Raw genomic sequence first — 25113 nt, 5'->3', positions numbered from 1 at the left:
ACGTAATGTGACCGGTCACCGGCCCGCCGGTCACCGGTCATGGGGCGCCCACCGGCGGCCGCGCCGCCCTGCTCCGCGCCCCGGCGGCCTGACGCCCCCGGCCCGGCGGTCGGGCGGTCGGGCGGTCGGACGGTCGGACGGGCGGTCGGGCCCGACGCCTACCGCACCAGCGGAAGCGCGATCGCGAGCGCGACCCCGGCTCCGAGCACCGCGCACAGGACCGCGAGGCCGATGCCGACCCGCCGGACCCCGGCGAGGTCACGGCGGACGGCCTGCCGCAGGTCGGTCGGCATCGGCCGGGTGTGGAGCTGGGCGCGAGTCCGCCGGAGCAGGAAGCGCAGCACCTTCTGCGAGAACCCGGCGGGCCGGTGGTCGGCGTCGAGTGCGGCCCGCAGGGCGGGCCTGACCCGGTGCAGGACGCGCTGGGTGGAGCCCTGGCGCTCGGTCACCGGGGGCTCGCTCAGCACCAGCCGGAGGGCGGACTCGGTGGCCTTCCTCAGTGCGTGCGTGCCCTCCTCGGTCCTGATGAAGTCGTCCAGGAGGACGGAGTCCTCCCCCTTGAGCTGGTCGAGGTTGGCTTCCATCTGCTCGCCGTCGATCTCCCCGGCGAGGATGGCGGTGTGGAGCTCCTTCTCCCACCGCCGGCGCTCGGACGAGGAGTGCTCGATCAGGACGCGCAGGAGGTGGTGCGCCGCGTCGAGGCGTCCCCAGGTGAAGTCGGAGGCCCGCCAGGCCTCGTTGACGAAGGCGCCGAAGTGGTTGAGCCGCAGCCCGTACAGCTTGCGCGCGCCGATGTCGGCGTACTGGTCCTTCCAGAAGAGCGGACCGAGGTCGTCCGGGCCGAGCCGCAGGAACCTGAACCGTGGGGTGAGCGGCTCGACGACCCGGGAGACGGGGGCGAAGGCGTCGGTGAGCACCTCGACGGCCAGGCAGCAGGAGACCAGCTCCTCCGGCGTGTCCCAGCGGGTGTCGCCCATCAGCCGCAGGGCCTCGTGGTACGCGCGGGCGGCGGTCCGCACGGCCGCGCCGAGCGTCTCCGGGAGCTTCATCTCCTCGAAGACCCTGCAGACCTCGTCGGCGACGCCGACGTCGGAGTCCTGGGCGTGCGCGAGCTCGCAGAGGTCGGCCCGGACGGCATCCATCACCGCGAGGGTGATGCGCAGCTGCTCGCTGATCTCGCCCACCGTGGGGCGGAACCGGTCCTGCCGCTGCGGGCAGGCACGGACCCGGTCGTGCAGGGCGACCATCAGCAGCCGGATGACCCGCTCGGCCGGGCTGATCCCCCACCGCCAGTGGTCGTGGAAGGGCGTGGCGACGGCGTCCACGGGTTCGGCGCGGGCGGGCGGGAGCCAGCTGACGCACTGGTCCAGGACGCGTTCGGGGTTGGCCTGGGGCAGTGAGACCAGCGAGGTGGCACGCTGGGAGCTCGCCATCATCTGCCGGGCGTCCCAGATCACGGCTGCGGCCCGGCCGCGGCGGTACTCGTCGATGAGCGCGGAGGCGTGGTACAGCAGCTGATCGGCGAGTTCCCCGGCGCCCTGGCCGCTCAGGCGCTCGAACAGCCGGTCCTGGACGTCACCGACGCTGGTCCTCAGGCGGTTGGAGAGGTCCTCGGCGCTGGAACGGAGGTTGCTCTCGCGGGGGTAGGCCATCGCGTTCGTCGCGGCCTCGGTCCACAGGATGTCGTGACACGCCGTCTGGCCGATCTTCTCCTGCGGAACCAGTCCGGAGGAGGGGGCGACGTAGACCAGGATGCGCTCCACCTGACCGTCCATGCGGCGGGAACCGATGGCGTCCAGCACGGGCCGGAACGGCTCGTTGGTCAGCACCCCGCCGTCCATGACGCAACTGGTCGGGATGCCCTTGGGCTGCTCGCGGTACTCGCGCATCGGGAACTCGTGGACGGGGGCGAAGGCGACCGGGAACCCGGCGGTGGCGCGGGCGGCCTGCACCAGGGCGGAGTTCCGCTCGCCGATGTCGCCGGCGAAGTCCGTGCGCGGGCGCCTCTCGATCCGCCAGGCGCGGTCGGGCCCGCGCCGGTAGGTCAGCCACTGCGGGTCGTGCTGGAAGCGGTAGATCCGGCGGTGGTCCCGGACGTCGAACTCGCCGCCGTAGCCGTCGGCGTAGGTTTGCGGCCGGCCGTCCAGCGCGGTCGCGGTGAGGAAGAGCGTGACCGGCTCGGCCTGCCCGGAGTCCTGACCCATGTCCCGGACCACCTTGGCCAGGGTCTCCTCGATCACCTCGCCGCGCATCAGACTGCCGGAGGCGTCGGTGGCCAGCAGCCGGTCCAGCTCGGCCGCCTCGCGCCAGGTCTTGCGGAGGTCGGCCTGCCCGGCGCCGCGGCCGATCGAGGCGGCCAGCAGCATGCCGTTCAGCCCGCCGGCCGAGGTGCCGGCGATGACGTCGATCAGGACGCGCTTGCCCTTCTCCGCGGTGAGCCGCTGCCAGAGGAGGAACGACGACCGGTCCTTGAGGTCGACGGACTCCACGGGGTCGCCGCGGGAGGCCCGCCGCAGCAGGTCGAGCTCATGGGTCACACCGCCCATCCAGACGGCGAGGCTGACCCCGCCGTTGAGGACCAGGGCGAGGCGAACCTCTTCCGCGGTGCCGACCGTGTCGCTGCGCGTGTCTGCCATGGCGGACAGAATAGGGACCATCTGTCAACGAACTACCCGGCTGGCGCGTCGAACCGACCCCATCGGGTCACCGGACTGCTCCGATCGCCGCAGGTGGCGATCGGGGCGATAGGCCGGACGGGACCGGGAGGACCGGGAGATCAGGCGTTCCGCAGCTGCCACCGCACCACCCGAGCCCAGTCGGCTCCGGCCACCCGAAGCGCGTCCGCCGTGGGCGTCGCCCGACACCCCGGGCCCTCCGGTCGTCCACAGGGGCCGGACTGTCCGGAGATCGCTCCCCCCGCGGGGGGAGGCGGATCGTCCCGGCCGTCGATGCCGCACAGTGGCGGTCGGTGCGAGCTTCGAGGCATGACTGGTGATGGACGGACGTTGACGTGGTGGCAGGCATGGCCGCGGTGGGCCGGCCGGGCGACGGTGCTGTGGGCGAGGTCGAACGCTCACACCGCATCGACGCCGAGGAGTTCTACCGCATGCTCGCCGGTGTCGTCATCGACGACACCGGCGTCCTCAACGAGAAGCTCCGAGAATGGGAGGACTACTACAACTTCCAGACCGTTTCGTTCGGATCACATGCCGTCGGCTCCGGTCAGGACCGTGTACACCGGGCTACGGTCAGAGCTGCGGTTCATGCACTGGCCGGAAGGCCCGATCTGGATGCAGGGCGCGGCTCCTCGCCACAGGCCCTCCTGGCAAGGCAGCTCACATACGCGCAGGTCGTCGATCCGGTGCAGACGAAATCAGTTGACGGGGTCGGAAGAATGCCTGGCATGGGTACAGACATAAGTGGTTTCCTCGAATATCGGGCGCCGCAGGACACTCAGGAGCCGACCTGGTATACCGCACACGACCTCGGCTCCCTTTACGGGGGCCGTGACTACGATGCGTTCGGTTGTCTCTTCGGGGTCCGCAACTACGCGAACTTCCGTCCCTTGGCCGCGGGCCGGGGGCTGCCCGCCGACGCCTCGGCCACCGTGATTGCGCGGTTCGCGCAGCTGACCGAGTGGTACGGCGAGGACGGCTTTCACGGCGCCACATGGATCGCGTGGCACGAGGTGAAGGCGGTTGACTGGGACGAGCTCGCAGGGAAGCCTGACAGCCGGCTACACCAGTACCGCCAGACTCCGAACGGGCTCAGGATGACAGGCAAGGCTGCTTGGAGTCCTGCATTCGCCGACGCTGTCGGTCTTGAAAGAGGCGAAGACCGGGAGTGGCCTGAAGGAAGTGAGTGGCTCGTCGGGGACACGCTCTACAGATCGGTCACCATCCGCCGCAGAGACGCCGTCACCGAAACCGGCGAGTGGCAACCCGTCTGGAGAGCCATGAATGCACTCGCGGCACAGCACGGTGACGACAACGTGCGCCTCGTCGTGTGGTTCGACGACTGAGCGGGCTACTGGGGGTCTTTCATTCGGATCGCGGCTGCCTGTACATCGGCCGTGAATTTGCCTACATCGCAAGGGAGTTCGGCATCGGGCTCTCGGTCGGCGGTCCGCTGCTCCTGTGGTGGTGTGCTCCCTGGTGCCCGCCTGCTGCAGAACCTGATCCGCAGGCCCACCTCGTCGACGTTTCTGTGCGTGAGGCGGTCGGCTGCCGGGCTGTCTGCTGGAGGCTCGGGGTCTTCAGCAGGACACGGCGGCGGTGTTGGAGAGGCTGCCGCTTGATCCCCGTGCCGTCACCTGATGCGTCGTCGTCCCGCCGACGGGGCAGGAGACGGCGACGGTCATATCGATTGCCCCGGTCTCGTCGGCTTTGACGGGAGTCGTGTTTCCGCCCGAGGAGTCCGTGCCGTTTCCGAAGTGTGTCGTGGACTGGACCGTGACCTCGACGGATTCCAGGTTGGCGAAGTTCCTCCCTGAGACGCGGAGATCGTTGAACGGCCCCGGAAGGAAGGTCAGTTGAACATCGATGTGAGCCGTGGCGGGATGCCCGGGCTGTCCTTGCCCGCCGGGCACGGTGGCTTTGGGCTGCAGGGCGTTCAGGGTCTTGATGAGCTGGCTGACCAGCACCGGTTTCGGCAGGCCGAGTTCCTTCGCCAGGGCCCCGATGTTCCCGTCAGGGAAGTCGGGGAGCACTCCCTTGTGCCGGGCGTTGCTGATGGCGGCTCGCAGGCCGGACATGTCCCTCGATACCTCCTTGCTGGCTGCTCGTTCGGATAGGTGACTTCCGCTAGCGTGGGCTGACGAGGACCTGAACGAGACCCTGGCCGTCTGCCAGCGCGGTGAGCGCTTTGCCGACCACTGCGCCGAAGGCGCGTGCGGGTTCGGTGACCCGGCGGCAGTGGCCGCTGATCGAGGACGTGGTGAGGAGATCTCCAGGCCGGATCGGCGCGCTGTGGGCGTCGGCCATGCACCAGACCTTGCCCATCAGGGCGACGTGGGCGCTGTCCTCATGGCGGTCGAGGACGATCGCAGGCTTGGTCCCGCCGGCGCCGGACACGATGCCCGCGACCGCGTGGTCGTACTCTCGGTCGCACGGGTGGACCTCGCCGTCCGTGCCGAGTACGACGACGGCACCCGGAACCACGGAGCGGTCGGTCGTCGTGAGTGCTTCGGCGTAGTCGGCGCCGGTCAGTTCGAGTTCGCCGTTCACCTGGACTGTGCCGACGAATTGCGCGGCGAACGAGCCGCCCTCGGCGACCAGACCCGTTCCGAGTTTGCTGAGGGCCCGCACCCCGGCCTCGTGGTCGCACTGCCCGAGGACACCCGGGCCGAGGCCCGTATTCGTACCCACGACGCCGGCCCGGTGCTGGTCGGAGGTGAAGCCTTCGACGCCGTCGTGGCTGGTACTGACGCCCTTCACCCCGACACCGTCCGTGTTGACACCGATGACTCCACTGCGATCGACGTTCTTGCTGAAGCCCTCGACGCCGTCGTGGCTGGTACTGACGCCCTTCACCCCCACACCGTCCGTGTTGACGCCGATGACTCCACTGCGATCGACGTTCTGGCTGAAGCCCTCGACGCCGTCGGCGGTGGTGAGACCGTCCCCGCGAACGGCGGGGACTCCGGGGCCGTTCGACGTGCCTGAGACAGGGGTCGACATGTCCGTCTCCTCTCCGGCCTATTGCCGCAGGTTCTGGGATGACGGGTAGCTGGTCGTACCTCCAGTGTGACAAGGATGCAGTATGGCTGCCGCTCGGGCGGGTGCCGTGATGATGGGGTGACACCGACGGGGCACGGCGGACGCTGATGGACGCTCTGCCGGTATGGCAGCCGCTGGGCCCTGACCACTTGGCGCCTCTGGAGTGGGTGGCCGACCCCTGCTCTGGCCCTGCTGACCCCGGAACGGGGCCGTGAGCTGCCGTCCATTCCCAGGGGTGGGACAGGCGGGTGAGGCACCGAGCCGGTCGGTTCCGGGCCCCTGCCGAAAACGGCAATTCTGTGGTGTCCTGGAGATAGCCGAACATGAATGTGGAGAATCAGGGATCCACGTTCTACGCGAACCGGCTCGGACGCACAGTTGCGGTGACTGCACGAAGTCAGAACCCTGGACCGGCCTGGATTTACCTACTGTGCGTGATGGCGGGGGATCGGCGGAGCACCGAGGAATTATGATCATGTATCCGAAGAAGAGTGGAAGAACCTACCTGATGTTGACAGCGGCGGCCGCCATTGCGACGGTCACCATCCCTGCCGGGTCGGCATCGGCGCAATCCGCCCCGGCGCCGCCCTCGAACCTCAGGGTCACTCCGACGGCGAACAATACCTTTCTTCTCACATGGCAAGACAACTCGAACAATGAATCCGGCTTCGAGATCACCGACGGCATCTCGTTCCGCCTGGCCGGCGCGAATGCGACAGCAGACAACTGGCACGTCACTCCGAACACGTACAAGTGCTTCCGGGTTCGCGCGTACAACGCTGCCGGCGCTTCGGCGTGGTACCCGAGTGCCGCACCGTATTACGTGTGCGGAACAACACCTGCCTAGCGCCTCGCGCTCCGGTCGGCGGGCCACGCTGACCGGGTGTTCGGGCGCGGTTGTGGTCGACCGTGCCGTGTACGTGGCCGCTCCTTGCCGTGATCGCAGAGCCGTGAGCACCTGCTGGTGCGGGCGTCAGCGGTATGCCGGTGACGGCGAGCCGAGGTCCCGGTGTCCCATCAGAACGAAGTCGAGCAACCGCTCGTACCAGGAAATGGAGTTGGAGTCGGAGGGGAAGTGAGGGGAGGCGCCGCGCAGGCGCCGTCGTGACGACCGCCGACAAGCGGAAGGTGTCCTCACGACGCCGCCGGCCCCTGCCCGCGACGGAGCGAGTTCACACTTGCTCAGGGCATCCCGGTCGGATGCCCGTCGGCGCACCGGCTCGGCGGTCGCCGGCCGAACAATCGGCTTGCGGCGGGCGATGGCATTCGGACATGATCCTCCCCATGCGCGACCTCAACAGGAAGGGCGGCCACCGCCCGAGCAGGTGAGCCCCATCCGCCGTCGACGACCGGCGGCCGGCTCCCTCGCCACCACTCACCGGGCACCCGTAGCCGGCTCCGCCGCCACGGCCCGGCCGCCGCCCCTGTTCCGCGCGCCCTGCCACGGACAGCACCACGGTCGCGGCCGCGTGCACCACCGCGACCCGCGTGCGTGACCGTGCACGCGCCGGCGCCGCCGCCGGTCGCACCGGTGCCACGCACCCCGCCCCCGCACCCCGCACGCCCGTGGCCTGTGCCGGTCACCGCCCGCTGCCTCTGATCCCCGACGACGACACCGACCCACCCTGACAACCCGCCCCGGAGGAAACCCTGTGACGACGACCTCGCTCGACACCGCCTGGAGCCTCGTGGAGTCCGGTGACCCGGGCGCCGCGATGCGCGAACTGCGCTCGGTCGCACGCGACTTGCCGGCTGCCCAGGTGGCCCCGCTGGTCGAGCGGCTGGCCGCCGACGGCGGCTTCGACGACCTCGTCGAGGCCGCCCGCGCCCTGGCCGCCAAGCCCACCCACCCCGGCGCGCTCTACCAGTACGGCTACGCCTGCGTCGGGCGCGGCGCCGCCTTCCTCGCCGTCCCCGCCCTCACCGAGGCGCTGCGGGCGGCCGACGCACCGCCACGCGGCCTGCTCGCCAAGGTCCGCGGCCGCACCGACCAGCGGCTCCCGATCATCGCCGAACTCGCCATCGCCCTTGAGGACGAGGAGCGCCACGCCGAAGCCGCCGGCCTGCTGCGCGACCACGACGCGCTGCTCCGCGACTGGCCCGAACGCTACCTGCTCGCCTACAACACCCTGATGGCCGGCGACGCCACCGCGGCCCGCACCGCCTTCGACCGCCTGCCGGCCGAAGCCGGCCAGTGGCAACCGGCCGCCGACCGGCTGCGCCGCTCCCTCGACCGCGCCGCGTCCGTCGCCGCCACCGCGCAGCCCGGCGACCCCGACCCGCTCCACCACCAGGCCCTGCGCGCCTGGCACTTCACCCTCACCGGCGGCCTGCTCACCAGCCTGTCCCCGTACGGCTGGGACGCGGGCATGACCGGCCGCTACGCCTTCCTCCAGGACAGCTACGCGCTCTGCCGGCAAGGCCTGGAACGGCTGCGGCTGATCCTGGAGGCGACCGGGACACGCCCGCAGTCGGTCTCCCTGCTGCCCGGCCGCGCGGACCGCGCGCTCGGCCTGGCCGCCGCAGACCTGTTCGGCCTGCCCGCCCAGCCCTACCGCCCGGGCACGGCGAACACCGTGGTGGTGGCCTACGACCTGAGCGAGGCGGACGGCGACCTGCTCTCCCTCCTGAACGAACGCGCACCGGGCGAGGTGCTGTACGAGCACGCGACCTGCTGGACCGAGACGCCCGGCGTCACCGCCGACGTCTGCGGCGTGCTCGGCCAGACCGTCCTCGCGCCCTGGGAGCCGCTCGGCGGCGAGCCGGACGAGCGGACCGCCGAGGAACTGGCGGCCGACATCCGCACCGCCGACCCGACCCCGGACCCCGGCGACGGCGAGACCCCGGCCGACCCCGACGAGGCCCTGGCCGCCTTCGCCCGCGCGGTCGCCCCCCGCTGGCTGACCGGCCCCCGCGACCGCTGCCGCTCCGCCGGCCCGGTGCGCAGCTCCCGCTTCGCCTGAGCGACGGGAGGTCAGGCCTGGCAGCGGACGAGTGTCTGCCGGAGGCCTGGTGACGGCCCTGGTGTGACCGGGGCCGCCGCAGCCGAGCGGCGGCCCCGATCTGCCGGGCGGTGGTGCTGTGGGAGAGGCCGGGGGCGTGTCGGTCCGGCAGCCGTCCAGGACGAAGCCGCCCGCGACGCCGGGCCGATGGGGAGCCGTGGACGAATTTCGTGCGGGCCCGCTCGTCCGTTCCGGAGGTCGTCCGGCGCGCGTCAGTTCCACGGCTCCCGGTAGGGGTTCTCGCCCAGCAGCTTCGCCGCGGCCACGCAGAGGTCCTCGCCGTAGAGCTGGTTGCCGCCCCCTTCGGAGCCCCACAGGTCGGACGCGGCCTGGGCCACCGCGCGCCAGGAGTAGTCCTCATCGCATCGCCACGTGCGGATCTGATCAGCCATCTCCGGCGTGATCGTCGCCGGACCCACGGTGTCGTGTGTCATTCCGCCGACCCTAGGGACGTCGCAGGGACCGCGGCCACCGGATTACGCCCTCGTCTGCCCGTCCGTCGGTCCGCCCGTCGCACGGCCGCCCGCTCACCGTGATCCACCCGGCCGTCGCCGGCCCTTCAGTCCTGCTCGGGAAGCCGAGCGCTCCGGGTGACGGCGGATACCTGTGAGTGACGGCAGGTGGCGGTGGGTGACGGCGTCGTCGGTTCCCGGGGCAGTGTCGACGGCCGCCCCGCCGCCTCCCCACCCGACGGGGCCGGTCGGGGGACAAGCGTTACATTGGAGCGAAAAGAGGCACGATCGCCGACGGGGTGTGGCCGATGCACTCGATCACCGACTGGCTGCGCGGCCTGTCCGGCCCGGTCGTGTACGCGGTCATCGGTGGCATGGTCTTCGCCGAGGACGCCCTGTTCTTCAGCTTCTTCATCCCCGGCGAGACCGCTGCCGTCCTCGGCGGCTTCCTCGCCCACCAGGGCCGTGTCTCCCTCGGCTGGATGGTCCTGGTCGTGGTCTGCGCGGCCGTCCTCGGCGATTCCGCCGGCTACGAGATCGGCCGCCACCTCGGCCCGCCGATCCTTCGCACCCGCCCGCTGCGACGTCATGTCAAGCAGGTCGGCACGGCGCAGGACCTGATCCGTCGGCGTGGACCGGCCGCCGTCTTCGTGGGCCGGTTCGTCGCCTTCTTCCGGCCGCTGGTGCCCTCGCTGGCGGGGATGTCCCGTATGCCGTACCGCCGGTTCCTGCTCTACAACGCCCTCGGCGGGATCGCCTGGGGCGTCGGCTTCACCCTCCTCGGCTACTTCGCCGGGGCCGCCTACACCAGGGTGGAGGGCACGGTCGGCCGGGTCGCCGCGATCGCGATCGCCGTGATCATCGCTGCTGCCCTCCTGCTCTGGTACCTGCGGCGGCACCGCTCGCGGGGCAGTGAGCCGTCGGACGACGGCGACGGGCGGAATCCCTGAACCGTGCCGCCCCGACCGGCCGTACGGACGGAACGGTCCGTGCCGGGCCGACGGCCGTGGCTGCGACCTGTCCACCGTGCCGGGCGCCGTCGGCGTGCACCGGACCGGCGCCGTCACGGTCGTCAGGCGCTCCCGGCCCGCTTCCGGCCCGCTTCCGGCCCGCTCCCGGCCCCCGATCGGTCGCGTGCTGCTCCGCTCCGGCCGCCGCTGACCAGGCCAGCGGTGAAGTCCCGGGCCGCCCCGACACCGGGGGACTGGGCAGGCCCAGCGCGAGCGCCCCGCCCGCAGCGACGGCACCGCCCCCGCCCGGCGCGCCGCCCGTCTCCTCCGGGCGGCCGCGGGCCGGCAGCGGCCTGCGGGGCCGGTGCCCGTCGCGGAGGTGTTCCACGCCCTGGTCGTCGTCCACGGCGGGAGGCCGGGCATCGGCGGCGGAGGCCTGTGCCATCACTGGCCCCCGACCGTCGGCCACGCCGCCGCCCCGCCGGTACCTGGGCCGAACCCTCACCCTTCGAGCAGTTGTGGCCCGGTACCCGCGACGGCCGTCGCCGTCCGGGTCGGCTCCGCCCCGCCGTACCGCACGACCAGGAGTACGGCGACCGCCGTGCCCCACGCCGTGCCCCGCGCCACCCGCCGGCCCGCGACCCTCCGTGGCGCGGCGTGGCCGCAGGGTGAAGTGGACGAAGGCACGGGCAGGCACGGTGCCTCCACCGGGTTCGGTGTCGGGTATCGGGCGTCGGGCCGTCGGGTGGTCAGCTCCGGCCGACGTGATCGACCCGAGGCCGGGACGACCGGCTGCCCGCCCCCGTCCCCGTCCTACCCACCGGGCCCGCTTGGCCGTAGGTTGGGCCGATGACGGCCGAGTTCGAGACCTTCGCGCGCACCGCCACCGGCTTCACCCCCTACCCCTACCAGTCGGCGCTGGCCGCCGACGGACTGCCCACGCTGCTCGAAGCGCCCACCGGGGCCGGCAAGACCGTGGCCGCCGTGCTGCCGTGGCTGTACCGGCGGCTGATCGCCGAGCCGGGGGCCACGCCGCGTCGGCTGGTGTTCGTGCTGCCCCGGCACAGCCTCGCCGGGCAGGCCTTCGGCCGGATCGGGACGTGGCTGGAGCGGCTGGGCCTCACGGGTGAGGTGGGGCTGCACCTGCTCGCGGGCGCCGCGGCGCAGGAGGGCGGCTGGCGGCGGCGCCCCGAGCGCAGCGCGATCCTGGTCGGCACCCACGACATGGTGCTCAGCCGGGCGTTGATGCGCGGCTACGCGGACGCGCGGACGATGGCGCCGGTCTCGTACGCGCTGCTGCACACCGACGCCCAGTGGGTGTTCGACGAGGCGCACCTGCTCGGTCCGGGCCTGTCCACCGGCAGGCAACTCCAGCTCCTCAGAGACGAGTTGGGAACGGCGGCGGCGACCGGGACGATGTGGATGTCGTCGGTGCGGGGGCCGGGCGGTCTCGGCGGGAGGACGGTGCACGCACCGGACACGACCGGGACGGTGCGGCGCATCGGCCGTCTCGACCTCCCGCCCGGACGGTACGTCGCCGCCCTCGTCGAGGCCGTCACCGCCGCGCACGTGCCGGGCACCCGGACCGTCGTGGTGATCGACTCCCCGGCACGGGCGCGGGCCGTGCACGCCGGCCTGGCCGCCCGGGCGCGTGAGGCGCTGCTGCTGCACTCGCACTTCCGGGCCGCCGACCTCGACCGTGTCCTGGCCGCCGCCGAGGGCGGGAACGACCTCGTCCTCGTCGCCACCCCCGCCGTGGAGGCCGGGCTCGACCTTTCCAGCCGCACACTGGTCACCGAACTCGCGCCCTGGGCCTCGCTCGTGCAGCGCGCCGGTCGCTGCAACCGCCACGGCGAGCACCCGGACGGCGGCGACCTGCTGTGGTGCACGCCCCCCGAGGGCGGCGATGCGGCCACCGCGCGCTGGCTGACCGCCCACGAGGGCCGGGCCGTCACCCCCGGCGAGCTGCTGGCGGCCCGCGTCGACACGCCGCCCGCACTGGCCGTACCGCCCGCACCGGCTGGGCCAGGGCGCGAGGACCTTCTGGCCATCTTCGATTCACCTGCCGAGGACACCGTCGGCGGCACCGGCAAGGACACCGGCAAGGACACCGTCGGCGTGGACCATTGGATCTGCGACCCGTCGCAGACCGGCTCACTCCCGGCGCTGGTCGCCTGGCGCGCCTGGGACGCCGCCGGGCCGGGCGAGAGCGGGCCGGGCGGGGACGGGCCGGGCGAGGACGAGCCGGATCCGGGCGGCGCCGAACTCTGCCCGGTGCCGCTCGACGAACTCCGGCGGCTGCCCGCCGGGCGGGCCTGGCTGCGCGACACCCTGGACCGCCGGTGGCGCCCCGCGCGGCCGGGGGACCTGCGGCCCGGCGTCCGGCTGCTCCTGGACACCCGCACCGGCGGCTACCTCCCGGACCGCGGCTGGAGCCCGGAGAGTCCGGTCCCCGTGGCGTGCGAGGCCGCCGCCCCCGGGCGGCCCGCCTACGGCTGCACGGCCTGGGTCGGCCTCGACCAGCACCTCCAGGAGACCGCGCAGGAGGCGCAGTCGCTGCTCGCCGCGCTGCCCGCGCTGCCGACCGACCTGCGGGAGGCCGTCGTCGAGGCGGCCCGCTTCCACGACCTCGGCAAGTGCCACGACGCTTTCCAGGCCAAGCTGCGGGCCGGCCGCACCGACCCGCCCGGCGGTCTGCTCGCCAAGTCCAGGAACGGCGCAGACGCCGACCTCCTGCCGCCGTACCGCTCTCCGCGCCCCCACCTGCGGCACGAGTTCGTCAGCGCCCTCCTGCTCTGGCAGGGCGGCCATGACCCGCTCGTCACCTACCTCGCCGCCGCCCACCACGGCCACGTCCGGCTCACCGTGCGCCCGCGCGGCGACGAGGCCCCGCTGCTGCTCGGCGTCGCGGACGGCGACCGTACCCCGCCCGTCCGGCTGTCCACCGGCGAGCACTTCCCTGCCCGGACCCTGCACACCGCCGCCTTCCCGGCGGCCTGGACCGCGCAGGCCGTGTCCCTGCGTGACGCCCCCGGCCTCGGCCCGTTCCGCCTCGCCTTCCTCGAAACCCTGGTCCGCGTCGCCGACTGGCGCGCCAGCGCCCGCCATGACGGTCCCCTGGCCCCGGGGCCGGCCCCGGTGTCGGCCCCGGCGGGGTAGGCGGAAGCGGGGAGCAGGTCCTCGGCGGACGCCGCATGTCCGGTGCTGGAGCGCAGGCGACGGCGACCCTGGACGACGAGTGCATGTCCGCCGTGCCCGTCGAACCTCGCCCACTGAACGACTCCGAGCGAGCCGTACCGAGTCATGTCCGCTCGGCCGACTCCGTCGGCGCCGCGGCGCCGCGCGCCCGACTGGACCGAACCGAAGGGGGATCCGGCTCACGGCCGAGTGACGTCATGGCACCGGCACCGGCACCGGCACCACCGCTCGCCCGCTGCGCGCCCCGACATGCAGCACCCCCGAGGGGCTGCCCGGAAAGCCGTGCGCACCGACTCAGATGAAGGCGATGACGAGTACGACCGCCGCCAGCAGGAGGACCACCGTCAGCGCCGGCGCACCGGGGCGCCCGTCGGGGCCGGAAGTGACAGCGATCCACGAGACGAGGGGGACCGCCGGCGACAGGGTGGCCGCCAACCACCCCACCGTGCCGCTGGGAACCCCGGCGACCTCGGCCCACCAGACGGTCGTGAACATCACCACCAGCCAGGCGGTCGCGGTCAACACCACCCAGGCCGCGCGCGCGGTCCACCGCTCGACCCGGTCGGCCGCATGGAAGTTGGTGCGGGTCATCGTCAGGATCCGGGTCAGGTTCGCCACCGGACCATCCTGTCGAACAACACCGCCGGGTACCAGGACTCGACGTTCATCGCCGGCGGCGGTGGAGACCTGGGTAGCCACCCACCGAGACTGCCTTCGCATGCACGCCACCACGGCGATGACCGGGACCACGCCGTTGCCAACGACCGTCACGGCCGTCGTCGATCACCTGTCCCGCCGGGCACCCGGTCTGCTGCGCGTCCTGCGCGAGACGGATCCTGATCACGTCCTGCTCGACGGGACGCTCGCCGAGTGCGACCGGGTCGGCGACAGTCGGGCCGACTTCTCCCGGAAGCACCGCCGTCACGGCGTGAACGTGCAGGTTGTGGCCGATCCCACCGGCAAGGCTGTGGATCTCACCCGCCCTGCCCGGCCGCACCAACGACCTGACCGCGGCCCGCAGCCACCGCATCATCCGGATCTGCGAACGCCAGGGCGTTCCCGTGCTCGCCGACCGTGCCTACATCGGGGCCGGCCCCTGGGTAACCACACCCATCAGACGTCTTCCCGGCCAAGACCTCACCACAACCCAGCGGGCGATCAACCGAGCCCTGTCAGCGGCACGAGCACCGGTGGAACGAAGCATCGCGCGACTCAAGTCCTGGCAGATCCTCCGCCGGGCCCGCTGCAGCCCCAACCGGATGACTTTCATCGCCGCAGCCATCTTCACCTTGGAACGTCAATGCTGCTGAATCCCATTGCCGTTCCAGGGTGGGGACGGATTGGCCATGGCCGTCATCCGGTTGGGAGCCGTCTCACGACCAGACAAGTCGACCTTCGGTGAACCTACAGACCGGTGAGCTTCCATCGGCGATCCTCGTCAGCGTCTCCGCCACGGAGTCGAAATACTGGGCCATCGATTCGTACTCGCCCGTGACCGTGGGGTCACCCACGAACCAGCTGCCGACGCGCCCGTCCCGCACATCGACGAACTTTCCCATCCAGCCGTCCTGGTCCGACAGGAACGGGATCCACTCATTCCGCCAGAACGGGGAGTCCGGCTGGTCCGGAGGGTCGAATCCGCAGGACGTGGAGCGGTTCGCGTGGAGCCTCTCCATCGCCCGGATGCCCAGAAAGAAGCTTCCCTCGTCGGGGAACCCGTCGAAGCCGCAGCATGCCACTTCGTCGTCGACGTCTCCCTCGGGCAGATCCAGATTGTTCTGCAACAGCCACGTCCGCAGGTCCCCATGCAGGGAGATCCCCATCCGTTCCTCGGCTGCCGCGAGCATCTGCTCCGTAGCGGGCCCCGGCAGATCTGCGTGATCGGCCGGTGCGTGCTCCCGAAGAAGAGTCATCACACGCGACCAACTCTCAGTCACACTCATCGCCCTTTGCCCTCCGTCCTCTCTACAGGGATGTCTCCGCCCGACCACGCCACTGTGGGTTGGGAAGTATCGGCCGAAGAACCTTGCAGGGATGGTACTTCGAGCGTGTGTTCCTCCTCTCCCCATGATCATCTTCCCGTCCCGAAGTGCGGGGTCGGCCCCTCAGTGAAGTGACCGCCCGCGACTTTTCACAGACAACCCACTGTGTCCGGCGGGCCCAGCCGATGAGCTTCCAGGACTCAAGCGAGGGCCACGGCGTCACCCTGGGGTGGCGAAGCTGAAAACGCTCAGTCAGCCCTCCACGGAAAGTGAGCCAGAACCCGAGTTTCGACGTCACTGGGGTACTTGCGCGGGCAGCAGCGGGGTGCTCCCGCTGAAGGGGCCCTGGCCGATGCCGGGGTGCACGTGCTGGCGCGCGCCCTCGGCGGGCGACGGCACCGAATCTGACCGCCTCGGCGGCACGTATCAGGTGGTCGAGGCGATTGCTCGGGTGACGGCGGTGATCGCCGGGGTGGGGCGGCCGGGGAGTCGAGCCACGAGAACCCGGCGGATCTCGGGAGGTGCGCCTTCGACGTGCAGCAGGCTCACCCCGGGCGGCAGCACCGGCGAGAGCCGCGAGGGCACAGTTGTCACCCCGAAACCACTGGCAACCAGTTGGAGCTTCGTCAGCCAGTCGCGCGTGGAGTGGATGACGCGCGGCCGTCCGGGCAGGCCGGGCCAGACGCCGAGCAGTGGCTCGGCGTGCGACGCCGGGGTGGCGATCCACGGAGCGTCGACCAGTTCATCGACGTGCACCGTGGTACGGCCGGCGAACTCTCCGGTCGAAGAACCCGCCACGACCAGTTCGGTGTCCGCAACGGTCTCGACGTGCAGGCGCGGCGACTCGCCGTCCAAAGGCCGGTGGGGCGGACGGGACGTCAGTACGGCGAGGTCGATCGAGCCCGCGCGCAGTGCCCGGATCAGGGAGGGCGTGGTGCCCTCGGTGGTCGTGACCGTGATCTGCGGGTCGGTCGCCGCGAGGCGGGTGAGTGAGGGAGGCAGGATGGCCGCGCCCGCGCTCAGGAACAGCCCGAGCCGCACCAGTTCGGTCCGCGGGACGGTGCCGGTGAGGTCGCGCTCGGCCGCGGTCAGGCAGTCCAGGATCGTGCGAGCGTGGCGCAGCAGGGTCAGACCCGCGGGGGTGAGCCGCACTCCGTCCGGGCGGCGTTCGAACAGGGCGGTGCCCGCGCTTCGTTCGAGGGAGGCGGCCTGGCGCGAGACCGCAGACTGGGTGTAGCCGAGCCGGGTGGCTGCTGCGGTGAAGCTGCCGGACTCGGCGATCTGCCGCAGGACCCGCAGGCCTGTGCTGGAGATGTCCATGCGGCCTACGCATACCACGGATGCGTGATCGTCGCTTCCCGCATGTCCGCCGGGCTCCTAGGGTCGATCCCGTCGAGCACGGACGAACACGGAGGTCATCACGTGCGAGCAGCAGTTCTGACGCGGTTCGGCGCCCCGCTCACGGTGCGGGAGGTGCCCGACCCCGAGGCCGGCGGCGGTGAGGCGGTGGTCGAGGTCCTCGCCGCCAGCGTGGCGCCCTACGCGGCCGAGGTCTTCAGCGGCAAGCGGAACTACCCCCTGGTCCCTCCCGTCGTGCCCGGGATCGGCGGTGTGGGACGGGTCGTCCACGTGGGCCCGGACGCCACCCGGCTGCGCCCCGGCGATCTGGTGTGGTGCGACTGTACGGTGCGCTCGCGGGACGACGCCCTGACGCCCGACATCACGCTCCAGGGCTGGAGCTCTCGCGGTGAGGGCGGCGCGCGGCTCGCCCGGTACCTGCACGACGGATCGTTCGCCGAGCTCATGCGGGTTCCGACGGAGAACGTGTTCCCGCTGCCCGCGGCGGCGGGGGAGGACCCGGCCCGCTGGGCCGCGCTCGGCGTGCACGTCATCCCTTACGGCGGGCTGCTGGCCGGCGGGCTCGCAGCCGGTGAGACGCTGCTCGTCAGCGGGGCCACCGGCAACCTCGGCAGCAGTGCGGTCGCGGTCGCGCTCGCCATGGGGGCGGGCCGTGTGGTCGCCCCAGGCCGCAACCGGGCCGCGCTCGACCTGCTCGCCGACCGGTTCGGTCCGCTCGTGCGCCCAGTCCCGCTCACCGGGGACGAGGCCGGCGACCGCGCGGCGATGTCCGCGGCGGCCGACGGCCCGATCGACATGGCGATCGACCTGCTCCCGCCGAGCGCACCCAGCTTGGCAGCGCGCACGGCAGCCATGACCGTGCGCGAATACGGCCGCGTCGTCCTCATGGGCGGCATCGGCATGCTCGGTGGCGACGACCTCGCACTCCCGTATCCATGGATCATGCGCAACTCGATCACCGTACGCGGGCAGTGGATGTACCCGCGCACAGCGAACGTCGGCATCATCCGGCTCCTTGCCTCGGGCCGCCTCGACCTTGCCCCCGAACGGGTCCGGTCGTTCGACCTCGCTGCCGTCAACGACGCCATCACGTACGCCGCCGCGCACGCCAGCCCGTTCGACCGCACCAGCCTCACCCCATCGGCTCGCTGACAAGACCGACTGATCCCCACATGTCAGCACCACGCCCCCGCCATACAGCTATTGCCGTTTCTCGTGAACAACCACGAGTCTCAAGATCACCAACTGCTGCCCGCACGGACGAACAATCGCTGCTATGTGAAGCCGCCCCGGACGGCTCGCCCGGCGGGGAACCGGAGGCCTGACGCGTCCCCGGCCACACCGGCGGCGAGGGCACCACCGGGACCGCCCGGTCCGGCGAGCCGGACCGCCGGGCGACCTGGGTGCGGCGTCCGGTGAGGGCGGCCACCGTGCCGACCGCCGTCCCGGGCGCCCGGGACGGTGTGCGGTGTGTGGGGTGTGGTGTGACCCGCGGACCGTGATGTCAGACCCACTGCCTAGGCTGGGGCCAGGCCAGTGATCAAGGGGGCAGGACCGTGCGGATCGAACGTCACCAGGTGGACGCGGCGAGGGTGGAGAAGGCCCGTGAGGACTTCGTGAACCGGATCGGGAGGCAGGTCCACTCCTACTCCCGCGCCGGCCTGATGACCACCACCGAGTGGCAGCTGATCTCCGAGTCCTTCCTCGACTACCTCGGAGCCCTCTCCACGACCCGGCCCGACCTGGACTCCGCGGAGGCCAAGGCCGTCCTCAAGGACGCTGCCGAGGCCGCCGCCGGCGCCGTCACCTTCGCCGCCTACTACCCGCACGACCGCTTCCACGTCTTCCTCGACTACCCGAACTTCGGGATGAGCTACGACCCCGAGTACGGGCAGGAACGCGACCCCCGCCACCGGGTCACCGCCGGGGAGTGGCTCGACGCCTTCTGTCTCGCCATCGTCGCGGACAAGGTCTTCGCCCACGGCGAGGCCTTCTCCTGGGCCCGGCAGTTGATGCCCGACGGGCCGGTCACGCCCACCCGCGAGCTCGTCGACGGGTTCGCGGCGCACTTCTTCGAGGAGGTCGACTTCCCCGACCCCGCCGAAGCCGCCGCAGCCTCCAACGCCTCCGCAGCAACCGCAGCCCCCGCTGCCGGACCGCAGCCCGGCCTGCGGGCTCTGCGCGCCCTCACCGACGGGGACCGCGAGGCCTTCGACGCCGCCCTGCTCGTGCTTCTCCAGGACGGCCCGCACGGCACCGGACCCGACAGCCTCCTGCCGCTGGTCCCGATCGCCCTCGCCGCGCTCGCGTACCGCACCCACGGCTGGACCCCGGCGGTCGACACCGACTACCTCCCCCACGCCCTGGTCACCGGCTTCGAGACCCCCGGCCCGCGCGTCCACGGCCTCGGCCGCGACCCGCGCCCCGACGCCGTGGCCCGTCTCGCCGCAGGGCCCGTCGACCTCGACCGGCCGACCCCGGCCCGGCCGCTCAGCCCGGACAGCGAGGCACGGTTCGAACGGCGCACCCTGGAGGCCATCACGCCCAAGGAGGGCGAGCCGCTGGACGCGTGGGAGCTCACCGGCGCCCTGCGCTACCAGACGTACCTCCTCTCGGCGCGTGCCTCGGAGACCTCCGACGCCACCGACGCCCAGCTCGCCAACCTGCGGCTCGGTTCCGGCCTCGGGGCCGCCGCGTTCCGGGCCGCCCTCGCCGAGCCGGGCACCGAGGTCGAGGTGACGATCGACGGCCGCCCGCTCCGCTTCCCGGCCTGCCGGGACACGGACTTCGGCCCGGTCTTCTGGGAGACGGCCCTCTCGTACGCCCTGATCACCGGAAGCTCCGAGGACCTGGAGCCGCTCGTCCTGGCCGGCCCCACGATCGCCGCCGAGGACCGTTCCGCGTTCGCCTCGTACCGCACCGCCCTGCACGACCACCTGCGCGGCGCCGACCCGCTCCCGGCCACCGAACGGGCCCTGAAGGCGGTGGAGCGGGCCAGGGACCAGGGCTTCCTCCCGCCCCCGGTCGTCCTGTTCTCGCAGCTCGTCGAGGGCGACGAGACCAGCTTCAACCTCGCCCTGCTGGACGCCCTGGAAGCCCACCGCGACCACCACTGCGTCGCCGACCGGGCCACCGACACCACGGCCGCGCTCAGCCTCGACATCCTCGCCCTCGCCTGCCACGCCCGCCGCACCCGCGGCTGGGCCGTCCACGTCCGGTCGCCCTACCTCCCGCCGCGCCTGCTCGCGGCTGCCGGGCGTGCCTGAGGTCGACGGACGGCCGCTCCGTCGCCGTGGCGCCCCCGTGGTCGGGCCGGCCGCCGCGCTGCGCCCTGCTCGCGCTCCCGGAGCGCGGGCAGGGCGGGTGATCGGCTGAGGGCAGTGCCCTTGCCCCGGGTGTGCCGGGGTGGTGCGGTACCGGGGTGGTGCGGTCACTCGGCCGGGGGCGGGACGACCGGAGTGAGGATCAGAAGGCCCGCGGTTCCGACCGCGCGGGAGACGAAGTCGAGCTTCGCCTGGTAGACGGGGCCCATGGTGCGCACGGCCCAGAGGTCGTTGGCGTTGGCCCAGGAGACCTCGCGGGCCGAGGAGATGCTGAAGGAGGAGACGAAGTGCTTGAGGCTCTCGGCGTCCTTCGTGGCGAGCTTGACGACCTGTAGCTCGAAGTCGGCCCGGATCTCGGCCTCGACGCTTGCGAGCAGGTCGTTGACCTTCTCGTAGTCCTCGTGGACGGGTGGGGTCCGGGGCGAGGTGTGCCGCTCCTTGCAGGTCTCGACCACGGCCACGGCGAGGTCGTGGTTGATGTGCGCGTTCATTCCTGCCAGGGCGAACTGGATCGGCCAGATCGTCCGGTTGCCGCGCCGTTCGAAGAGCGGCTGCCAACAGGGCTCCACCGACCGTCCGGCCTTCGCGGCGTCGATGTCGGCGAGGTAGAGCCCGGCGAAGATCACGTCCATCCGCTCAAGGAACTCGCTGTCCTTGAAGGTGCCGGCGGTGACGTGCTCCTTGACCAGTTTCGTCACCTTCAGGTACACGCGGTTGAAGCAGGCGACGCCGTCGTGGGGGTCGAGTTCGGCGTCGATCTCCTCCATGCGGTCGATCACCGCGTCGATCGTTCCGGGCAGTTGAGTGGTCATGACGTCCTTCTTTCGCGACTCGGGGTGGCGTGGGCGTGCGCTTGTGCGCAGGGGAGGCCCCGTGGACGACAGGCCTCCCGTGCGCGGCCTGTCGGCTCGGGCCGGTTCGGGCCGTGACGTGGATGCCGCCGCGGGCGGTGGCACCGTCCGCGTGGGGGACTTCCTCGTGTTCGGCGACGTGGGCGGAGCCGGGCGCGGAGACCGTCGACCGGCGGTCGGAGACGCACCGCCCGGTGCTGAGCACCGGCCGGAGACGTGTCGGCCGGAGACGTGTCGGCCGGGGAGCAGCAGCCCGGCTGGTGAAGCGTTGCGATGCCGGCGGGGCGTTGCTCGCGGTACCCGGGCCCTTCCTGCCCGACGGGCGGGAACACGGCCCGGCGCGCATGCCTTCGGGGCAGCGCGGGCGGGCGGAACCGGCCCGCTGCTCACCACCGGTGTCGGCGGCCGACGGCCCGGAAGGTCCGCGCCCCGACGACATTGTCTGCATGCAATCTTGCGGATGTCCACGCGGAGAATCGCACTGCGTCACGGACCCCGGCCTGCGCGCGCCGGACCGGGACGTCGGCGGTGCCGCACCGCCGGGCCGCCGCGTGCGCCGTCGACACCGGCAGGCCGGGAGAGAAGGACACCGCCGCTGTCGAACCCGCCGCGTCGAGCGGAGCCGCGTGGGTGCCGCACCCGTCCGGGTGGCCGACGTACGGGGCGTGATCGACGCGCGGGGCGTGATCAGCGCTGGGGGAGGGGGCGGATCGTCGCGCTGTCCTGCCCGCTGACGAACGCCTTCTCGCCGACGACCACACGCACGGGGGTACGTCGATGCCACGGGCTCCCACGGGCCGGCCGCGTTCGTGACCCCCGCCCCCCGACGGCAGGACCGCTCCGGCGGAGGCCCCACCGCCTGCGCCGCCCCACCCGACGCCGAGTCCCGGGTCGGGCCGTTCATGAGAGGGTCCGGTGGCCCTCGACGGTCTGGATCATCGGCCACGGAGACACACGGACTCGGAGGTCTCCTCCGCCGTCCGCACGGCCTGGCGGTGGGTTGCGGCTGCCAATAGGAGGGCCGGACCGCCGGCGCTACCCGGCGAAGATGCCCAGCGCGTTGGGGACCGGTCGTTCCTGGCCGTGGTCGAGGTGGTTGCGCACCGTCAGTTCGCCGGTGGCGCGGTCGCGGGCGACGAGTGTGGCGGAGGCGCCGCCGTCCAGGTAGACGCCGTCCGGGCAGCCCAGATCGCGCACCGCTTCGGCGAGTTCCGTCAGCGTCAGGCCCGTCGAGGTGCCCTCGCGTCCGTCCGTGGACAGCAGCGTCAGTACCCGCCCGCCGTCCGCGAGGCCGACCGCGCTGCGCGGTTCGACGGCCGTGGTGTCCAACCCGGCCGGCGCCGCCCCGCCGCGCAGCAGCCGGTAGGCGCCCAGCGCGAAGCGGAAGGGTACCGGCTCGTCCGACGCGAGACGGTAGTCCACGGCGACCGGCGTGCCGACGGGCAGGCCCGCCAGCACGCGGGCACCCGCCTCGCGGCCGAGCAGCACCGTGCTCCCCGCGGGGATCGGACCGGTGCCCGGGGTGGCGGAGACCGCCGCCACCCTGCCCCGGCGGACCGTCACCTCCCACGTGTCCGCGGTGCAGGGGGCACTGCGGGACTCGTCGTTCCCGCACGCGGCGCGGGCCCGCGAGACCTCGCCCCAGTCGGAGGTGAACACACCGATCGAACCGACCGGGAGGGCGTACTGGTTCAGCCCGCCCAGCGGCCACACACGGCCCGCGGCCAGCAGATCGCCCCGCAGCACCAGGCGTCCCAGGCGGGCCACGCCGTCCACCCCGACCCCGAGCACGTCCTGGTCCGTGTCACCGGGCGGCGGCCACCATCCGAACCGCTGTGCCTGCGGCACCGCCGCTTTCAACGCCCGCCCCCGGTACACGGCAGGACCGGAGGCCGCCCCGGTGGCCGCCACACCCGGGTGCTGCTCCTCGCTGATGTCGAAGAAGTCCCCGTTCACCGCCGCCACCGCACCGTGCGCGCCGGCCAGCCGGGTCAGCGGGGCCCGGGCCGCCACCGCGCCGGGGAAGAGCAGGTCCGCCAGCACGCCGGGCCCGCGCAGGTCGGCGCGGACGGCGTACACCCGCGCGTCGCCGTGCGGGGTGCTCACCGTGAGCTCCCGGTACCCGACCCCGGGCGCGAGTTCCGCCCAGCCCGGGGCGGCCTCGGCACGAACCGGCGAGGCGACCAGACCCGCCGGGCCCACGGCCAGCACCAGGGCGACCGCACACCGCAGAACAGTCTTCATGCCCACCATGCTGACGACCCCCACCACGGCACCCCCGCAGCGCCGTCGGCGCGTCGCACCGCCGTCACGAGATGTGACGCGCCGACCCGTCATCCGTCCAGGACGTCCCTCCGGACGTTGCCGCCTCGGCCCGGATCCGGAACCACGTCCGCAACGACGCGGTCGCATGACGAAGGCCGTCGTGCGGAGTCGTGACCCACCCCGGCTCCCAGCCGTCGTGGTCGTGGAGCAGCAAGAGCAGCACCGGATGTCGATGGCCGCCGACGCCCTGCGCGACTCGACCCCGGCGAGACGGCGAGCAACGAGACGCACCAGGACGGCGGGTACCCGGCCGCGCAGTTCAGCCTCCGGGAGGCCGTCGGGGAGCCTTCCGGACGATCGTCGGCCTCAAGCCGCCGCTGGACGCGCTCGCCGCTCGGCTGGGCCCGAGCGTGCAGCGCAGTCGGGGGCAACTCGGCGAGGTGGACGCCGCGTTGTCCACGATCGACCGGCGGCACTTCGCGCTCGGCCCCATGCCGTACGGGCAGAGCGAGACCTGAGGGAGGCTGCAGACGGAGCCCACCGGGGACCGCTTTCCCGTGCACGGGAAAGCCGTTGGCCGGCGAGGCCTGCTTCAGGCGGGCCGGCCGCTGCCGTGGTACTGGGAGCCGTGTCCGGGCCGCCGCTGAACACCACGGGCGGTGTCCCGCCGGGCCTTCGCGGCGCGCGGGCACGGGTGACCGGTACCGGTCTCGGGCCTCCGGATTCCGGGAGTTCGCGCGGGTCCAGGTGGTGACAGGGACTGAAGCGACCGGGATTCGGGAGCGGGCTGCGCCCCGGATGGCCGGGGGCCGCTGGGTACCTGATCCGTCCTGGCTGAGTAGTCGCGCTCATGTGTGGTCCGGCTCGGCACGGTGGGATCGGTCCATGGACAACACCCCGGCCGTTCCCGCATCGTCACCGCACGACCGCCACGCGTGGAGGTTTCCGCTCGCCGCGACGGTGCTGCTGGCGCTCTGCCGGATCCTCTACTGGTTCTGCGTACTCGTGCGCGCGGTCGAGGTCGACCAGTGCGTGCCTCGGGGTTCCTGCGGGCGGGACTGGGGTCCGCAGTACGACGCCGCCTACGGCCTGATGGGCGCACAGGTGGCGCTCGTCGCGGCTGCCTGGGTCCTGCCGCCCCGGATGCGCTGGGCGCCGTGGCGCTTCGTCGCATCCGCGGTGAGCGTGATGTGTGGTCTGGCGTGCAGTGTGGTGATCCAGAACTTCGGCTGAGGGCGCGTCCCACCGCCTGGTCCGTCGGCCGTCGGCGTCCGGCCGCGGTGGTCTCGACCAGGAGCACCCGAGCAGGGGTGCCTGAGCGACACGCGCCGAGTAGCATGTGGCGCCACGGCAGAAGAGGGGTTGCGACCATGGGGGGCGGCGTGACGGAGTCCACGGGGTTCGGGTGTGCGGCGTGCTGCGCCGAGGACGCCGTGGTGGCGAGGGCGCACCACCAGAGTCACACCGGGGTCCGGGTCGAGCAGATGATCCAGGACGACTCGCATTTCATCGTCTCGGTCCAGCGCTGCGGCCTCTGCTCGCAGGCCTTCGTCAACGTGTTCACCGAGTACGTCGACTGGGTCGCCTCGCGGGACGCGCAGTACCGGACCGTGCTGCCGATCACCGACGCCGAAGCGGAGGAGCTGAAGACGGGGCGGTTGAGCCCGCACCGCGCCGGGGCCCTGGGGCACGGTCGCCGCCACCTGCAGAGCGACTGGCCGAGCGAGGCCGGCGAGCCGTCCGTGTACTGGGACAGTGGCGTGTTCGAGGTGCGCGAGGGGCGCTGACCCGGCCGGGCTCCGCGAGCCGGACGCCTGCACCCGGCCGGGCGGTCCGCTGGCGCTCCGGCGTCCGCGACGGTGAAGTCGGGTGCAAGGCGGCGGAGTTCGTCCGGAATCCCACCGGTGATGTCGGACGGACCGCGGATCCGACACCGTGGTGGGACGCCTCGGTGGTGGACCGCCGACGTCCGACCGGTGAGTTCCGGCGGTGGTGCGGTGCACTCTTCGACGAA

General features: G+C 72.5%; 18 protein-coding genes and 1 pseudogene. 10 read left to right on the top strand and 9 right to left on the bottom strand.

The genetic code is table 11. The features are described from left to right. Window positions 1-158 precede the first annotated feature (158 nt). Window positions 159-2636 carry a DUF3376 domain-containing protein gene (locus ACFV04_RS05540; protein WP_380527007.1) on the bottom strand — a complete coding sequence of 826 codons (2478 nt, stop codon included), beginning with the start codon at window positions 2634-2636 and terminating at the stop codon, window positions 159-161. A 386-nt stretch (window positions 2637-3022) separates the two neighbouring features. Between ACFV04_RS05540 and ACFV04_RS05535 the strand changes: the two genes are divergently transcribed. Then, a complete protein-coding gene (locus ACFV04_RS05535; protein ID WP_380527006.1) occupies window positions 3023-4021 on the top strand; it encodes a hypothetical protein in 999 nt (332 codons plus the stop codon). A gap of 234 nt (window positions 4022-4255) precedes the next feature. On the opposite strand, the gene ACFV04_RS05530 is transcribed toward ACFV04_RS05535, so the two are convergent. Both ACFV04_RS05530 and ACFV04_RS05525 read right to left on the bottom strand, forming a co-directional pair. Continuing rightward, window positions 4256-4753, bottom strand: a complete 498-nt coding sequence (locus tag ACFV04_RS05530; protein ID WP_380527005.1) for a hypothetical protein — start codon at window positions 4751-4753, stop codon at window positions 4256-4258. Window positions 4754-4802: 49 nt separating this feature from the next. Continuing rightward, entirely contained in the window at window positions 4803-5678 is an 876-nt protein-coding gene (locus ACFV04_RS05525; RefSeq protein ID WP_380527003.1) for a hypothetical protein, read from the bottom strand. Between the two features lie 514 nt (window positions 5679-6192). On the opposite strand from ACFV04_RS05525, the gene ACFV04_RS05520 reads away from it, so the two are divergent. Both ACFV04_RS05520 and ACFV04_RS05515 read left to right on the top strand, forming a co-directional pair. After that, entirely contained in the window at window positions 6193-6564 is a 372-nt protein-coding gene (locus ACFV04_RS05520; RefSeq protein ID WP_380527001.1) for a fibronectin type III domain-containing protein, read from the top strand. Window positions 6565-7369: 805 nt separating this feature from the next. Further along, complete coding sequence (locus ACFV04_RS05515) at window positions 7370-8680, top strand: hypothetical protein (protein WP_380526999.1); 1311 nt, start codon at window positions 7370-7372, stop codon at window positions 8678-8680. A 251-nt stretch (window positions 8681-8931) separates the two neighbouring features. On the opposite strand, the gene ACFV04_RS05510 is transcribed toward ACFV04_RS05515, so the two are convergent. Further along, window positions 8932-9111 (bottom strand): hypothetical protein, encoded by a 180-nt coding sequence (locus ACFV04_RS05510; RefSeq protein WP_380345165.1) that lies wholly within the window; start codon window positions 9109-9111, stop codon window positions 8932-8934. A gap of 368 nt (window positions 9112-9479) precedes the next feature. Here ACFV04_RS05510 and ACFV04_RS05505 point away from each other — a divergent pair, with 368 nt between their 5' ends. Next, complete coding sequence (locus tag ACFV04_RS05505; protein ID WP_380345167.1) at window positions 9480-10121, top strand: DedA family protein; 642 nt, start codon at window positions 9480-9482, stop codon at window positions 10119-10121. An 849-nt stretch (window positions 10122-10970) separates the two neighbouring features. Beyond that, window positions 10971-13280 carry a CRISPR-associated endonuclease Cas3'' gene (locus tag ACFV04_RS05500; protein ID WP_380526996.1) on the top strand — a complete coding sequence of 770 codons (2310 nt, stop codon included), beginning with the start codon at window positions 10971-10973 and terminating at the stop codon, window positions 13278-13280. 333 nt (window positions 13281-13613) lie between these two features. Here ACFV04_RS05500 and ACFV04_RS05495 read toward each other — a convergent pair whose 3' ends face one another. After that, window positions 13614-14018 (bottom strand): hypothetical protein, encoded by a 405-nt coding sequence (locus tag ACFV04_RS05495; RefSeq protein ID WP_380526994.1) that lies wholly within the window; start codon window positions 14016-14018, stop codon window positions 13614-13616. Between the two features lie 67 nt (window positions 14019-14085). On the opposite strand from ACFV04_RS05495, the pseudogene ACFV04_RS05490 reads away from it, so the two are divergent. Continuing rightward, window positions 14086-14629: pseudogene (locus ACFV04_RS05490) on the top strand (transposase family protein); the annotation flags it as partial. A 63-nt stretch (window positions 14630-14692) separates the two neighbouring features. Here the strand turns inward: ACFV04_RS05490 and ACFV04_RS05485 are convergent. Further along, window positions 14693-15232, bottom strand: a complete 540-nt coding sequence (locus ACFV04_RS05485; protein ID WP_380527033.1) for an SMI1/KNR4 family protein — start codon at window positions 15230-15232, stop codon at window positions 14693-14695. A gap of 495 nt (window positions 15233-15727) precedes the next feature. Beyond that, window positions 15728-16621 (bottom strand): LysR family transcriptional regulator, encoded by an 894-nt coding sequence (locus ACFV04_RS05480; RefSeq protein WP_380526992.1) that lies wholly within the window; start codon window positions 16619-16621, stop codon window positions 15728-15730. Between the two features lie 102 nt (window positions 16622-16723). Here ACFV04_RS05480 and ACFV04_RS05475 point away from each other — a divergent pair, with 102 nt between their 5' ends. Together ACFV04_RS05475 and ACFV04_RS05470 are read left to right on the top strand one after the other, a co-directional pair. Continuing rightward, a complete protein-coding gene (locus ACFV04_RS05475) occupies window positions 16724-17812 on the top strand; it encodes an alcohol dehydrogenase catalytic domain-containing protein (protein ID WP_380526990.1) in 1089 nt (362 codons plus the stop codon). 404 nt (window positions 17813-18216) lie between these two features. After that, window positions 18217-19926: an immunity 49 family protein gene (locus tag ACFV04_RS05470; RefSeq protein ID WP_380526988.1), complete on the top strand. Its 1710-nt coding sequence runs from the start codon at window positions 18217-18219 to the stop codon at window positions 19924-19926. A 164-nt stretch (window positions 19927-20090) separates the two neighbouring features. Here the strand turns inward: ACFV04_RS05470 and ACFV04_RS05465 are convergent, their stop codons facing one another. Both ACFV04_RS05465 and ACFV04_RS05460 read right to left on the bottom strand, forming a co-directional pair. Further along, window positions 20091-20795 carry a DUF5995 family protein gene (locus ACFV04_RS05465; RefSeq protein WP_380345180.1) on the bottom strand — a complete coding sequence of 235 codons (705 nt, stop codon included), beginning with the start codon at window positions 20793-20795 and terminating at the stop codon, window positions 20091-20093. Window positions 20796-21869: 1074 nt separating this feature from the next. Further along, on the bottom strand, window positions 21870-23078 hold the full coding sequence (locus tag ACFV04_RS05460) for a phosphodiester glycosidase family protein (protein ID WP_380526986.1): 1209 nt from the start codon (window positions 23076-23078) through the stop codon (window positions 21870-21872). Between the two features lie 906 nt (window positions 23079-23984). Here ACFV04_RS05460 and ACFV04_RS05455 point away from each other — a divergent pair. After that, complete coding sequence (locus ACFV04_RS05455; RefSeq protein ID WP_380526984.1) at window positions 23985-24332, top strand: hypothetical protein; 348 nt, start codon at window positions 23985-23987, stop codon at window positions 24330-24332. Between the two features lie 149 nt (window positions 24333-24481). Continuing rightward, window positions 24482-24886: a hypothetical protein gene (locus ACFV04_RS05450; protein WP_380526982.1), complete on the top strand. Its 405-nt coding sequence runs from the start codon at window positions 24482-24484 to the stop codon at window positions 24884-24886. The last annotated feature ends 227 nt before the right edge of the window (window positions 24887-25113 follow it).

Origin of the sequence: Kitasatospora sp. NPDC059599 (assembly GCF_042735125.1) — a bacterium.
Lineage (GTDB): Bacteria > Actinomycetota > Actinomycetes > Streptomycetales > Streptomycetaceae > Kitasatospora.
Note: the sequence above shows the minus strand (reverse complement) of the source record. Positions and strands in the feature narration are given on the sequence as shown.

What these genes read in the sequence shown, in the direction of transcription:
- ACFV04_RS05540 (WP_380527007.1), bottom strand. Translation starts at nt 2,636, where the DNA reads ATGGCAGACACGCGCAGCGACACGGTCGGCACCGCGGAAGAGGTTCGC.
- ACFV04_RS05535 (WP_380527006.1), top strand. Translation starts at nt 3,023, where the DNA reads ATGGCCGCGGTGGGCCGGCCGGGCGACGGTGCTGTGGGCGAGGTCGAA.
- ACFV04_RS05530 (WP_380527005.1), bottom strand. Translation starts at nt 4,753, where the DNA reads ATGTCCGGCCTGCGAGCCGCCATCAGCAACGCCCGGCACAAGGGAGTG.
- ACFV04_RS05525 (WP_380527003.1), bottom strand. Translation starts at nt 5,678, where the DNA reads ATGTCGACCCCTGTCTCAGGCACGTCGAACGGCCCCGGAGTCCCCGCC.
- ACFV04_RS05520 (WP_380527001.1), top strand. Translation starts at nt 6,193, where the DNA reads ATGTATCCGAAGAAGAGTGGAAGAACCTACCTGATGTTGACAGCGGCG.
- ACFV04_RS05510 (WP_380345165.1), bottom strand. Translation starts at nt 9,111, where the DNA reads ATGGCTGATCAGATCCGCACGTGGCGATGCGATGAGGACTACTCCTGG.
- ACFV04_RS05505 (WP_380345167.1), top strand. Translation starts at nt 9,480, where the DNA reads ATGCACTCGATCACCGACTGGCTGCGCGGCCTGTCCGGCCCGGTCGTG.
- ACFV04_RS05500 (WP_380526996.1), top strand. Translation starts at nt 10,971, where the DNA reads ATGACGGCCGAGTTCGAGACCTTCGCGCGCACCGCCACCGGCTTCACC.
- ACFV04_RS05485 (WP_380527033.1), bottom strand. Translation starts at nt 15,232, where the DNA reads ATGACTCTTCTTCGGGAGCACGCACCGGCCGATCACGCAGATCTGCCG.
- ACFV04_RS05480 (WP_380526992.1), bottom strand. Translation starts at nt 16,621, where the DNA reads ATGGACATCTCCAGCACAGGCCTGCGGGTCCTGCGGCAGATCGCCGAG.
- ACFV04_RS05465 (WP_380345180.1), bottom strand. Translation starts at nt 20,795, where the DNA reads ATGACCACTCAACTGCCCGGAACGATCGACGCGGTGATCGACCGCATG.
- ACFV04_RS05460 (WP_380526986.1), bottom strand. Translation starts at nt 23,078, where the DNA reads ATGAAGACTGTTCTGCGGTGTGCGGTCGCCCTGGTGCTGGCCGTGGGC.
- ACFV04_RS05455 (WP_380526984.1), top strand. Translation starts at nt 23,985, where the DNA reads ATGGACAACACCCCGGCCGTTCCCGCATCGTCACCGCACGACCGCCAC.